Origin of the sequence: Paenibacillus bovis (assembly GCF_001421015.2) — a bacterium.
Lineage (GTDB): Bacteria > Bacillota > Bacilli > Paenibacillales > Paenibacillaceae > Saccharibacillus > Saccharibacillus bovis.
Map to the genome: position 1 here is coordinate 2,498,702 of NZ_CP013023.1, position 13,064 is coordinate 2,511,765.

Annotated in this window: 13 protein-coding genes; 8 read left to right on the top strand and 5 right to left on the bottom strand. The window is 47.2% G+C overall.

Annotated features, from left to right (window positions below; genetic code table 11):
* Positions 1 to 126 precede the first annotated feature (126 nt).
* Positions 127 to 405, bottom strand: a complete 279-nt coding sequence (locus AR543_RS10705) for a hypothetical protein (protein WP_060534241.1) — start codon at positions 403 to 405, stop codon at positions 127 to 129.
* A gap of 142 nt (positions 406 to 547) precedes the next feature.
* Between AR543_RS10705 and AR543_RS10710 the strand changes: the two genes are divergently transcribed.
* A complete protein-coding gene (locus AR543_RS10710; protein ID WP_060534243.1) occupies positions 548 to 1,282 on the top strand; it encodes a class I SAM-dependent methyltransferase in 735 nt (244 codons plus the stop codon).
* A 219-nt stretch (positions 1,283 to 1,501) separates the two neighbouring features.
* Here the strand turns inward: AR543_RS10710 and phnE (AR543_RS10715) are convergent, their stop codons facing one another.
* The 4 genes from phnE (AR543_RS10715) to AR543_RS10730 all read right to left on the bottom strand — a co-directional run bounded on the left by phnE (AR543_RS10715) (position 1,502) and on the right by AR543_RS10730 (position 5,007).
* Positions 1,502 to 2,296: a phosphonate ABC transporter, permease protein PhnE gene (gene phnE / locus AR543_RS10715; RefSeq protein WP_060534245.1), complete on the bottom strand. Its 795-nt coding sequence runs from the start codon at positions 2,294 to 2,296 to the stop codon at positions 1,502 to 1,504.
* Positions 2,293 to 3,072, bottom strand: coding sequence for a phosphonate ABC transporter, permease protein PhnE (phnE, locus tag AR543_RS10720; RefSeq protein WP_060534247.1), 780 nt, complete (start codon positions 3,070 to 3,072; stop codon positions 2,293 to 2,295). Before phnE (AR543_RS10720) ends, phnE (AR543_RS10715) begins: the two co-directional genes overlap by 4 nt.
* A complete protein-coding gene (gene phnC / locus AR543_RS10725; protein ID WP_060534249.1) occupies positions 3,069 to 3,905 on the bottom strand; it encodes a phosphonate ABC transporter ATP-binding protein in 837 nt (278 codons plus the stop codon). The genes phnE (AR543_RS10720) and phnC overlap by 4 nt, the downstream gene beginning before the upstream one ends.
* A 151-nt stretch (positions 3,906 to 4,056) precedes the next feature.
* Entirely contained in the window at positions 4,057 to 5,007 is a 951-nt protein-coding gene (locus tag AR543_RS10730) for a phosphate/phosphite/phosphonate ABC transporter substrate-binding protein (RefSeq protein ID WP_060534251.1), read from the bottom strand.
* 293 nt (positions 5,008 to 5,300) lie between these two features.
* Between AR543_RS10730 and AR543_RS10735 the strand changes: the two genes are divergently transcribed.
* The 7 genes from AR543_RS10735 to AR543_RS10765 all read left to right on the top strand — a co-directional run bounded on the left by AR543_RS10735 (position 5,301) and on the right by AR543_RS10765 (position 13,019).
* Positions 5,301 to 7,370 carry a bifunctional 2',3'-cyclic-nucleotide 2'-phosphodiesterase/3'-nucleotidase gene (locus tag AR543_RS10735; RefSeq protein ID WP_082472197.1) on the top strand — a complete coding sequence of 690 codons (2,070 nt, stop codon included), beginning with the start codon at positions 5,301 to 5,303 and terminating at the stop codon, positions 7,368 to 7,370.
* A 160-nt stretch (positions 7,371 to 7,530) separates the two neighbouring features.
* A complete protein-coding gene (locus tag AR543_RS10740) occupies positions 7,531 to 7,725 on the top strand; it encodes a hypothetical protein (protein WP_060534253.1) in 195 nt (64 codons plus the stop codon).
* Positions 7,726 to 7,819: 94 nt separating this feature from the next.
* Positions 7,820 to 8,290, top strand: coding sequence for a DinB family protein (locus AR543_RS10745; protein WP_060534255.1), 471 nt, complete (start codon positions 7,820 to 7,822; stop codon positions 8,288 to 8,290).
* 345 nt (positions 8,291 to 8,635) lie between these two features.
* Complete coding sequence (locus AR543_RS10750; protein ID WP_060534257.1) at positions 8,636 to 10,078, top strand: serine hydrolase domain-containing protein; 1,443 nt, start codon at positions 8,636 to 8,638, stop codon at positions 10,076 to 10,078.
* A 256-nt stretch (positions 10,079 to 10,334) separates the two neighbouring features.
* A complete protein-coding gene (locus AR543_RS10755) occupies positions 10,335 to 11,078 on the top strand; it encodes a glycerophosphodiester phosphodiesterase (protein WP_060534259.1) in 744 nt (247 codons plus the stop codon).
* Between the two features lie 225 nt (positions 11,079 to 11,303).
* Entirely contained in the window at positions 11,304 to 11,813 is a 510-nt protein-coding gene (locus tag AR543_RS10760) for a DUF2062 domain-containing protein (protein ID WP_060534261.1), read from the top strand.
* Between the two features lie 105 nt (positions 11,814 to 11,918).
* The gene (locus AR543_RS10765) at positions 11,919 to 13,019 is read left to right on the top strand and encodes an FUSC family protein (protein ID WP_060534262.1); all 1,101 of its coding nucleotides are present in this window, start codon (positions 11,919 to 11,921) and stop codon (positions 13,017 to 13,019) included.
* Positions 13,020 to 13,064: the final 45 nt, after the last annotated feature.

Consider the following 13,064-nt stretch of genomic DNA (forward strand, 5'->3'; position numbering starts at 1 on the left):
GAATCGAACAGCCATGGAGCGCTATCCGCAGAGGATGATCTATGGCTGCTTTTGGTATTTGAAAATAAAAGGGGAATCAGGAAGAGAGTATTTACTTTACCCAGATCGCAACCAAGCTTCGGCATATTATGAACGAGGACGGATATAATTGAGTGTCGGCTCCTGAAGCGGCTTTTTCTCATATTGTATATCATAAAAATGATCCATCTGAATCAGTGCCATGATATCAGGTGTTGTCCGTATAGTATGTTCTTCGCTGCCACTCTGAATAATAATACCTTTGTTGGTGACACCCACGACCTGATAGATGCCTTCGATTCTCTGAATACCGCTATAATAAATAAAGGTCAAAGCAATTACGGCTACAATGCCCAAAACAGTGATTCGCAGTAATTTGGATTTCATGATTATCCACCTCTTTTGTTATCCAATTGGAGTTAGTGTAAACGGACACTTGCGCTTGCTTACAGGTACATTTAAAATAACAGACCTGAGCTACAAATTCCAACATTTCCCGGTTGGATCACGGGTAAAGGAGGCGTTAAACATGCGTCAGAATATTTACGATAACCCGGAGTTTTTCGAATATTATCAGCGATTACGCAGTACAGGAATTACATATAATGATTTTGTGGAGCAGCCTGCCCTAATGGCAATGCTGCCCGAGCTTCAGGGCAAAAATGTACTGGATCTGGGCTGTGGTGCCGGTCAGCTGGCTGCTTATATGGTTAGTCAGGGAGCAGCACATGTTACGGGTGCAGATATCTCGGCCAAAATGCTTAACCAGGCACCGGAACATCCACAGGTACGGTATATTCATGGGCCGATGGAAGAGCTGGATTTTGCTCCGGCATCCTTTGATCTGATTGTCAGCTCGCTCGCTTTTCACTATGTGGAAAATTATGATGCACTAATGAACCAGATTGCAGGCTGGTTGCGTCCAGGAGGGCATCTGGTATTTTCTACAGAGCATCCGGTAACGACTGCCAAGCTGGATATGGATGGCTGGATTGAGGATCATGAAGGCAAACGGCTGTATTATGCACTGGATAACTATGCAGAAGAAGGCATTCGTCATACCCACTGGGTAGTGGACAATGTGATTAAATATCATCGTACTTTGTCTACTCTGCTCAATGGTATGATACGCTATGGATTGCAGATTGAGCAGGTAAACGAGCCTGAACCGATACCGGGTGCGATCGAAAAGATGCCTACGCTTGTGAATGAGTGGCGTAAGCCGTCTTTTATTATTTTCAAAGCAGTCAAGCGGGGAGGATGACTGGATTGGCTAAGCCTAATTACTATGTAGCATCATTACCCCGACGACCCATTGCAGGAGCGTATAGAATAAATAATAATTCAGCATGAGTAATTTAAATGAACATGATAGAAATAGAAAAAGTAAAAAGGCTGCTTCTCCAAACCCATCAGGGAAGGGAAGCAGCCTTTTTACTGTATGCAATCTTTGATAAATCTGTCGAGGCGAAAAATGATCCGCCTACACAATGCGTTTACGAATCCAGCCGGAAATCAAATCTGTCAGTACTACCAGAATAATAATTCCCAGCAGAATCACACCTACACGATTCCAGTTGCGCATCTGCAGCGCAAACAGCAGCGGTGTACCGATTCCGCCTGCACCGACCAGACCGAGTGTAGTAGCCGAGCGCATATTAATTTCGAACCGATACAGCGAATAGGAGAGAAATTGCGGGATAACCTGCGGCAGTACAGCGAACCAGAGTACCTGCAGCTTGCTCGCTCCGGCAGCAGTCAGTGCTTCGGATGGACCCGGATCAATCGTCTCGATCGATTCAGAATACAGTTTGGCGAGCATCCCGACCGAATGGACTCCAAGAGCCAGTACACCGGCAAATGAACCGGGACCGACTGCCTTGATAAACAGAATGGCTACGATCATCTCGGGAAATACACGAATAACGCTCAATACTACTTTACCTGTGCCTGAAATGGCACGCAGGCGACTGATATTAGCAGCAGCCCAAAAGGCAAACGGAATACACAGAAAAGCAGAAACAAACGTACCAAGAATCGAAATAATCAGCGTATCCAGCAGACCGCGCAGCAGATCCTCGCCTTCAGGATCATAGACATAATCCCAGTCCGGATGGGCAAAGCCATCGATAATAGAAAGCGATACACTTTTGGCGGTAGACTGGACGCCTTCAAAATTCAGCCCATTAAATGCCCACAGATAAACGGCAATCAGCAGTATAATCCACACCCAGGGACGTAGACGATACCAGAGCGGTTTGGTGGTTAATGTATTCATAGCAATTTCCTCCGTAATATCGTACTGCCATAGTCAATCACAAGTACGATGACCAGAGTCAGTAAAATAATAATCGCTGCCCGGTCATACCGGAACAATCCGAGCGACCGGTCCAGCAGCAGACCGATTCCACCTGCGCCGACCAGACCGAGTACCGAAGCGGCACGGACATTTACTTCAAAAGCATACAGCAGATAGGACATATAATGAGGCATCGCCTGAGGAAGAACACCAAACATGATCAGCTGGATTTTGTTCGCGCCTACAGCGGTCATCGCTTCCAATGGACCAGGATCAATCGATTCAATAGCTTCAAAGGTCAGCTTGGCAATAAGTCCGAAGGAAAAGAACATAATAGCCAGCATCCCCGCAAAAGGCCCAATACCAAAGATCGCAACAAAAATAGCTGCAAACAACAAATCCGGCACAGTACGAACCAGATTCAAAATTAGACGAACCGGGACGGATACCGCCCGGTTGGGCATTACATTATACGCGCAGAGCAGGGCAAACGGAATCGCCAGGATACCGCCCAGCATCGTACCGACCAGTGCAATCTGGATTGTCTCGACCATAGGTTTCCAGATCGTCGGCAAATAGCTCCAGTCCGGCGGTACCATCTCGGCCAGCAGTGTACCCATTTGCGGCAGACCGACGATTAGCTGATAGGGAGTAACCTCTGTCTGGATCGCACATACGACAATCAATACCACAAAAAAGATCCAGGTCAGATAACGTTTGTAGCGCTGCGGAGCTTCAATAGCAGCGGCCTTCATGATTGAGCTCCACCGGTACGAACCGGAGCAGCATCCGGAATAACGGTAACAATATCTTCACCTGGCGGATGATCACCCAGTACCTCATCGCGGTGAATAGACCGTCCATAAATATGGGAGAACACTTCGTCGGTCGCTTCTTCCGGTGTACCGTCAAAAACCACTTCGCCTGCCCGCAGACCGATAATCCGGGTCGCATACTGACGTGCCAGATCAATAAAATGAAGATTGATGATCGTTGTAATATTCAGCTCCCGGTTAATACGCTGCAGATCATCCATAACCTGACGGGTCGTCAAAGGATCCAGTGAAGCGACTGGTTCATCCGCCAGAATAATCTGCGGCTGCTGTGCCAGCGCACGGGCGATAGAGACACGCTGCTGCTGACCGCCGGACAGCTGATCTGCGCGGCTGTAGGCTTTGTCGCGAATATTGACGCGCTCCAGTGCATCCATCGCCAGTTCGGTATCTTCGGCCGGGAACATGCCGAGTACCGTACGAAGTGTAGAATGGTGACCGACACGCCCGGACAATACATTGCGCAGTACAGTAGACCGTTTAACCAGGTTAAAGCTCTGGAAGATCATACCGATCCCCCGGCGAATCCGCCGCAGTCCACTGCCGGATGCATTGGTGATCGATTGACCATTAATCTGGATATCGCCTTCGGTAATATCGTGCAGTCGATTGATCGAACGTAGCAGCGTAGACTTCCCGGCGCCGGACAGACCGACGATGACGACCATTTCGCCTTGATGGATCGTCAGATTGATATTGTTCAGACCACGGGTACCGTTAGGGTAGACTTTGGAGACATTATGGAATTCAATCATGAAAAACCCACTTTCTATTAGGAAATTACAATAGACAGCACCGCCCGCAAAATAAGGACGGTGCTGCCTTAAAGTGTGAATGTACGGATCAGTAAAATGACTTGAACTTATAAGTAAATAACAGGATTTTAGCAGGAATCATCTAAGTGGGTTATTTGGTCGCCTGACCTACCGCTTCGGCATACTTGCGTACAGGTTCGAAGTTTTTGTCATCGCCTTTTTCGTAACCAACATGAGTATAGATTTCTTCGATGACTTTCTGACCTTCAGGATCGTTACCGATATCGATAAATGCCTGACTGATCTTGTCGCGCCACGCCTGATCCATGTCGGAGCGTACGCTGATCGTATCGTTCGGAATCGGAGCAGTGAAATGCAGGACACGTGTCTGTTCGAAAACGTCCGGTACATCTTTTTTTACATTATTGCGCGCATCCTGGAACACAGCGACAGCATCTACCTGACCGTTCAGCAGTGCCATAACAGCAGCATCATGACCTTTGATCGTTACCCCCTGTACATCCGTATCGGGATCAACACCTGCTGCCTTAAGCTCGGCGGCCGGGAAGACATAGCCTGCAGATGAGGTTACATCCTGCCAGCCTATTTTTTTACCTTTTAGATCCGCGAGGGATTTGATAGGTGAGTCTTTTTTAACAATAATCATGGATTTATAAAAGTTGACTTTGTCTGTTGTAGGTTGGCCGGTCTCGTCATTAACACCATAGCGCTGTGCCTGCAGCAGCAGATCTGCGGCTTTGCGATTATCATGCGCCAGTACATAGGCATTTGGAGGCAGGAATCCTACATCGATCTGCTTGGAAGCCATAGCTTCGACAATGGTATTGTAATCCGGCGAGACTGTTACTTTTACAGGGATGCCCAGTTTGTCACCAAGCAATTTCTCCAGCGGTTTGGCTTTTGCTTCGAGTGTCTCTGCATTCTGGGATGGAACGAATTGGACTCTCAGTTCTTTGGGTACAAAGCTGGTGCTGCCTGCAGCATTACCGGAACTGGCAGATGACGAACTATTGGTGCCACAGGCCGTCAGACCGGCAGCCAGGGCAATGGTCATGCCCAGCGCGAATACTTTTTTAAACAACTTGATTTCCCCCTAGGATGTAATTATGTACTTCATTTGTGTCTTTCCCGATGACTGCTGTCAGTTGGGTAATAAGGTCACAAACGAAATATTAACAGCCAAGGATCAAAATCAATATCGAGTTATGTTACTGTAAAGTAAAATGAATCTAGAGTGTTAAATGGAGAATTTACACTGTGCTAATGGTAGTGTGATAGAGTGAACCGGATATGCAGCCGGGAGCTTACGGCTAATGCAGTAGTGATATTCCGGCTGCTCCAATGAACAACCGACAGAAGGGAATTATTTCATTTATGACAGAATCCAGACTGCCCGGCGCTACTACCATAGCCGGATACAATCAACCCAAAACAACCGATGCTGTAGCAAATTATCAACTTCGGTTAATGGCAACGACCGATCTGCATGTAGCATTAACCGGTTACGATTATTACCGGAATATAGATACTGGAGACATGGGATTATCGCGTACCGCGTTGCTGATCCATCAGGCACGTGAAGAGGTGTACAATCACCTGCTGCTGGATAACGGTGATATTATCCAGGGAAATCCGGTTGGTGATTATGCAGCTTCCAGCCTGTTCTGGCAGCAGCCGATAAGTAGAGAAGACAGTCATCGTTCAAACGATTCAGTATTATCTACCGATCCAAATACTATGGCTAACGATGCTATAGGCGTACATCCGATGATCCATTTGATGAATTTATTGCAGTACGATGCTGCTACTGTAGGCAATCATGAATTCAATTATGGATTGGATTATCTGGAGCAATGCCTGGCTGGAGCAGAATTCCCATATACCAATGCCAATGTATATCGAACTCCAGCCGGACAGCCGCCTACACCGTTGCTGCAGCCATATTTGATCCTTTCACGGGAAATGCAGGGAGAACATGGTGAGTCGGCTCTACTGAATATTGGCATTATCGGCCTGGTCCCGCCGCAGATTCTGAACTGGGATAAAGGGCATCTGGAAGGGAATGTCAGTGTACAGGATATGGTGGAGACAGCAGAAGCGATGGTTCCTCATTTGCAGGCTGCAGGAGCCGATATTATTGTACTGCTCGCTCATACCGGATATATGGAAGACAGTGACCCATCCATTTCGGAAAATGCAGCACTGCCGCTCAGTCGGATTAGCGGCGTGGATGCTCTTATTTTTGGACATGCGCACAAGCGGTATCCGGGAGAGGAATTTGCCGGACGTCCCGGTGTCGATCTGGAAAAAGGAACGATCAATGGTGTGCCTGCAGTAGAACCGGGAGTATGGGGCAGTCATCTGGGTATTATCGATCTGGATCTGCAGTATATTGCCGGGCAGTGGAAGGTAGTGGATGGACATGCCATGCTGCGTTCTGTGTCGGATGATCTGACGGATACTGATGCCGACCAGCAACTGCAGGAGGCCGCAAGGACAGCACATAAGCGTACACTGGCTTATATCCGTACACCGGTAGGACGTACATCGGAGCCATTATACAGCTACTTTGCACTGGTGATGGATAATCCGGTTGTACAGATTATTAATGATGCCCAGCTCTGGTATGCCCATAAAATGTTGAAAGGAACGGAATATGCCGACATGCCGCTGCTATCGGCAGCGTCTGCTTTCAAAACAGGCGGGCGCTATGGAGCCGGACACTATACGGATATTCCTTCGGGTGAGCTGACATTGCAGCATATCTCGGATATTTACAGCTATGCCAATACACTGTGTGCTGTACGGCTGAATGGAGATGAACTGCGGGAATGGCTGGAATGGTCCGCCGGATTATTCAATAAAATAGACCCGCTGGGACAGGCAGAACAGGAATTGATTAATCCGGCTTTCTCGCCATTTAACTTTGATGTTATAGACGGAATCAGCTATCTGATCGATGTTTCCTCTCCGGCGCGTTACGATGCTTCCGGTCAGCTTGTGCAGCCGGATGGTCGTCGAATCCGGCATTTACGATATCAGGGTACTCCGGTTACCGAAGATATGGAATTTATTATTATTACCAATCAGTATCGCGCCTATACAACGGTGTTGGCCAATCCCGATGGACAACGCATCGTATTAGATGCCCAGATAGAAAATCGTGATGTAGTATCTGCATATGTTAGACAGCAGGGAATGGTCGCTCCACAGGCAGACTACAACTGGTCGATCACACTCGGAACGCGGGAACATCTTGCAGCAGATCGCGTATCTTTGCTATCAGAAGATCAGGATCAACAGACTGCGAACGATTCATCTATTACGGCTGTATTTTCTTCTTCGGCGGCTGCAGCGGTATGGGTAGATACATACCCGCAATTATCTGTCATATCGCCTGAAGCCGGTGGATTCACACGATATGGAATTCGATTGAATTCGTAGTCAGTCTGCAGCTATAGACTAGGTGTAGTGGACGGGGAAGGTATCCAGATCTTTTCTCCATTTCCCGGGTAATGATAAGCAGGGTAGGGCAATAAGGGTATTAAAGTAAAACAGATTCTGCTCATTGCTACTTACCATTTGTCAAAAAGGAGAGACGATCATGTCACAATTACCTACCTGGGATATAGCATTGCAGGACGGACAGCATCAGGCACTACGATTGCAGTTTGATACACAGAGAGAGCTGCAAAAGTTCATTATGACGCTGACCGTCGAACAGCTGATTAACGCAATTATTTATGATCCGGATCAACGCAGTATGGATGGCAAAACCTATCTGTATCATTTCCTGTGAGCAGCATAGCCGACAATATTTACAGCTGCTATTTTATTATTCCCTTTATAATGTATAAAAAAGTGCGTATAACAGGATAAAAGGAGGCACACTTATGGAAATGTTATTTCGCTACAACTGGCAGGTTCGGCAAGAATGGCTGGACTGGTGTAAGGAGCTGCCGACCGTAGAACTTGAGCGAGAGCGTACAGGCGGAGTAGGCAGTATTCTGAAGACGCTGAATCATATTGTCGACGTGGAATACAGCTGGATTTGTGATTTGCAGGGCAAGCCCGATCAAAGCGAGCTGTTCCAATCCGCAGATTCGCTCGAACAGATCGCTGCTTTATCCGAACACTTTCGCCCGGAAATTAGCGAGTATGTAAGTGCATGGAAGCCCGAGATGGAGCAGCAAATACTGCAAGCTGTTCGCGAAGACGGCAGCTCCGAGCAGTATACCTACGGTGAAGTCATGCGTCATGTAATCGCGCACGAGATTCACCATATGGGACAGATGTCGGTATGGTCGCGCGAGCTGGACAAAAAACCGGTATCCGCGAATCTGATCCGGCGGGGATTAGCCTGAGCTGTTCAAGTGAATTTGTCTATCATAAAATATCAGCAAAAAAGGCATAACCGTGCATTCCCCGGTATGCCTTTTTTCATATATATAGCAGTCCTAGATCACTGCTTTCTGTAAAATTTCAATCCACAAGCACAACTTTGTAGGCAAAAAGGAGTACATAATTACAGGGAAACAAATAGAAGCGGCTGATTGAACCCTATCAAAATTCAGCTTGAAAACAATCCGCAGATTGCAGCATTGCCTTGCTTCTGCCAAGCTTCGACCTCTATAATAGATAGTGCTGCATTTATCGGCTGCATGAGCATAAGAATAATGCTACTTTGGACTCGGGAGGATTTTATCATCATGTTATTCAAATCAAAAGGCAACAAGCTTGCGATGATCACCAAGCTGGCTGTTGTCAGCGCATTAACCGTATCGATCGGATCAGCTTCATATTCCATACCACAGGTACAGGCAGCAACGAGTGAAAAGCCTGCTGTTATCACTATTGCCGGCCAGGAAATCAACTGGTCAACGGCACCATTCGTAATGAACGGTACAACCATGGTACCGCTGCGTGAAGCAGCCAGTGCACTGGGAGCAAAAGCAACATGGGATGCACCTACCCGTTCGGTGGTTATGTACAGCAATGGAGATACCATTGTACATACACCGAATACATCGGTAATCACACTGGATGGATATACCATCCAAATGCCGGAACCATCGCGGAATGTGAGCGGAACGATGATGGTACCGGCACGTTTTCTGGCAGATGCTTTTAAAGCGAAGCTGACCCTGAATTCTACACCGGAGCTGGCCACAATCAATTTGACGCCGGATCAGGAAACGGTTATGAACAGTTCGGCGAAGACGGTAGATGACTATTTGCAAAAGCAGGGCTATTCCGGTCTGGCACTGGTAGCCTACAAAGGCAAAGTAGTACTGAAAAAAGGCTACGGTCTGTCCGGCGGACAAAGCACAACTGATCCGGACGGCGTCTCCCGGATCGCTTCACTGAGCAAATCTTTTACCGCATCTTCAATCATGAAGCTGGTGGAAGAAGGCAAAATCAGTCTCGATGATAAGCTGACCAAGTATATCCCGGATTTCCCACGCGGTGACGAGATGACGATCCATATGCTGCTTTCGCATACGGCTGGTTTCAACTCTAACTTTACCCGTGGTGAAGGAGTAACGTTGCAGGATACCGTCAACGAGATCAAGACCAAGCCGCTGCGTTTTGAACCAGGTACAACGTTCAACTACAGCAATCAGGGGTATGTGCTGCTTGCCTATATTGTAGAGCAGGTATCCGGCGAGACGTATGGACAATATATCCAGCATACGTTCCTCGATCCGCTGAATATGAAAGATACCGGCGAAGCTACACCGGAGTCCAAAACGATCAAAGGTTATGTCAAAGACAAAGCTACCGATGAGTGGTCCGAAGCGGGTTATTACGCGTCCCAGTCCGGTACAGGTACGTTCTACTCCAGTCTGGATGATATGATGAAATGGTATCGTTCCTTTGCCAATCATACGATTCTGAGTGAGCAGACGATTGACCGGATGTTCACACCGTATTCTGCACTCAAGCCATACGGTTATGCGTTCCTGATCAAGGATGTAGCCGGCAAACATACCATTTACCACAACGGCAGCGGTACAGGTTATGCGACCGGATTCACTTATAACCTGGACGATGATGTGCTTGTTATTCTGCTTGGTAATCATTATGGTATGGATATTGCTACGATGCTGACAGATACTCAGACACTGGCCAACAAAGCACTTGTCAAATAAATTGCACAGCTTTTGGAGTGTATTCGGCTGCTCTGCAGCTGCTCCTTCAAGATCGTTCTCCTTTATAGGAGGGCGATCTTTTTTGTTATATAAATACAGGTATCTATCCGGCAAGTCAGAAGCACAAACGTCAAAACACAGCTGTTCTGTCATATTTGACATTCCCCGAATATTGGAACATTATAATGGTCAAAGTACTTAGTATGTATACATGAGTTCTACTACTTATAGCGTCTGGCCGAAAGGAGCCTATACAATGAATACGATTGTAAACTATGCGCATCGTGGAGCTTCGAGATATTGTCCGGAGAATACGATGGCTGCTTTCAAAAAAAGCCTGGAGCTTGGAGCTACAGGTATTGAGACGGATGTACAGATGACCAAGGATGGACGCCTTGTACTGATTCACGACGAGAGCGTACAGCGTACGACCGGACAGCCCGGAGAGATCAAGGATTTGACCTATCGCCAGATCACCGAACTTGATGCAGGGTCATGGTACAGCAGTGAATTTGCCGGTGAGCGTATTCCTACACTTGGGCAGCTGCTGGACTGGATAGAGCCTACCGGAATGATGCTTAATGTAGAATTGAAAAATAATATGGAACCCTATGAAGGTATGGAGGAAAAAGTCATCGCTGCTATCCGCAAACGCGGACTGTCCCAGCGAGTGCTGATCTCCAGCTTTAACCATTATTCGCTCGTGATCTGCAAACGTATCGCGCCGGAGATTCGGACAGCGATTCTGTATGGAGAGAATCTGTTTGAACCGTGGAAATATGCGCGCAGTATCGGAGCCTCGGCCCTGCATCCGTATTACAAGTTTATGAATCATAGCATGGTGCAGCAGGCGGCTGACCAGGGGATCATTTATAATCCGTTTACTATAAATGATCCTGCCGAGATGCGTGAATTGATCCGAATGGGAGTGAGTGGCATTATAACGGATTATCCGGATCGTCTGCATGAATTGCTGCAGGGCTCTGCTGCAGGACGCTAATTGAAAGTAAAGAATCATAATCTAATGGACAACTGGATAATTTGAAACAAATAAATGATTATCAAGTAACTTATACTCTTCACAAAAAAGCGCTGTATACCGTTGATAACGTATAAGCGTTTTTTTGTGTTTTGGTGACAATATAGACACCAAGCTTTTCAAGCGTAATAGAACAAGTTACAATAAACTGTACTGGAATTAAAGGTCACACCATGGAGACCAGCAATGAGAAAAATACGTATTGGACGCTATCTTAAGTTAAACACGATCCGGCTCCTCCGTCTTCGAAAAGGAGCGCATCAGGTAGCGGTAGGCTTTGCAGTAGGACTTGTTCCCAGCTGGTACCCGCTGCTTGGTATCGGTCCGCTGCTATCACTCGGATTGAACAGGTTGTTTAAAGGTGCTTTGCCAGCAGCTATCTTTGCGGCATCACTCGATTCCTTTGTCTGGCCGCTTACCTTTTTTATGAATTATCATACCGGACACTTTCTTGTGACACTCTGGCGCTCTGCCAGTCTGCCTTCCCGAATGCCCAATGTGCGGATTCCGGACTGGCCTGAAGATTATATGCAGCCGATTCATCATGCTCATCGCTGGCGGGATGCGGGTATTGATTTTAGTGTAGGCGCTGCGGTAAACAGTCTGGTTTTTGGCATTATTATTTATGTCGTGATCAAATGGGTTATGCTTCGCTACCGTGAACATCTGCTGCGGATGCTGCGCGGCAAAAAATAAATCCTCCTGCATTATACAGGCACATATACGGGTAATATACTATATTCTGCATTTGCTATCCCAGAACCCAATCCTACTAACTGTAATAACAAAGGAGGAACATCCGTGAATTTTGGAGCCCGCATGCTGAAAACCGGAATTGCGGTTACGCTTGCTTTATACGCTAGCTCCTGGCTTAATCTGACGCCGCCTGTTATCGCGGCTATTGCTGCTATCTTTGCGATGCAGCCCTCGATTTATCGTTCATTTCGCTATTTTCTGGATCAGATTCAGACGAATACACTGGGAGCGATACTTGCCCTGCTCGGCGGGATGGTATTCTCGAATGAACCGATAGCCGTCGGACTGATGTGTATTGTAGTTATAATGATCTGTCTGCGGCTGAATATGGGCGATACGATCGGTCTTACCCTGGTTACGGTTATCTCGGTTATGGAGGTATCCGGTCAGGGACAATGGCAGTTCGCTGTCAATCGCTTTACCCTCAGTATTATCGGGATCGTCTCGGCTTTCCTGATTAATATACTCGTTGCTCCGCCCAAGCCGCTCGGACAGTTCAAGGCCCAGATTGAGACAACATTCAGCCGTTTATCCCTGCTGCTGCGTACAGCCGTATCGGATGAAATCAAAGAAACCGTCTTCCGCGAGGAAAAACGTGCACTCGAGGGGGCTATTCAATCTCTGTCCGACAAGTACAACCTGATGGAAGAAGAGTCCAAAAAGCTCAAAAAAGCTTCGCTCAGCCGTCAGCGGCATCTGGTCGTCAACAAGCAGATGGTCACTTCACTGCGTAAGGGAAATGATGTATTAACAGCGATTGAGCAGCATTATTTCCAGGCGGAACGAACACCGGAAATTGATGAATACTTTGATGCCCATCTGGAGCAGCTGATCAAATTCCATGAGCATATTCTGCTCAAACTGAACAACAAAATCAAAAATAACAACAGCGAAGCGGAAGAAGTCGAAGAAGCCAACGATAAATTCCTCGATACGATGATCGAACGTTACCAGGAGAATTTTGGCGGTGTGCTAAGATTGTCGATCGTAGCTGCAGTGATGTATGATTATGGTTACCAACTGGAACGGCTGAACCGTCTCGTTGATCATCTGGAGTCCACGAGCCATCGTGACACAGATGATGATCAGGACGGCGCCAAATCCAAAACTGCGCGACGTACTTTCCCAACCTGGCCCTGGAAGTGATCTTCCGGGACCAGCAATAATACGGATTCGGTTCAAAGGAGATAG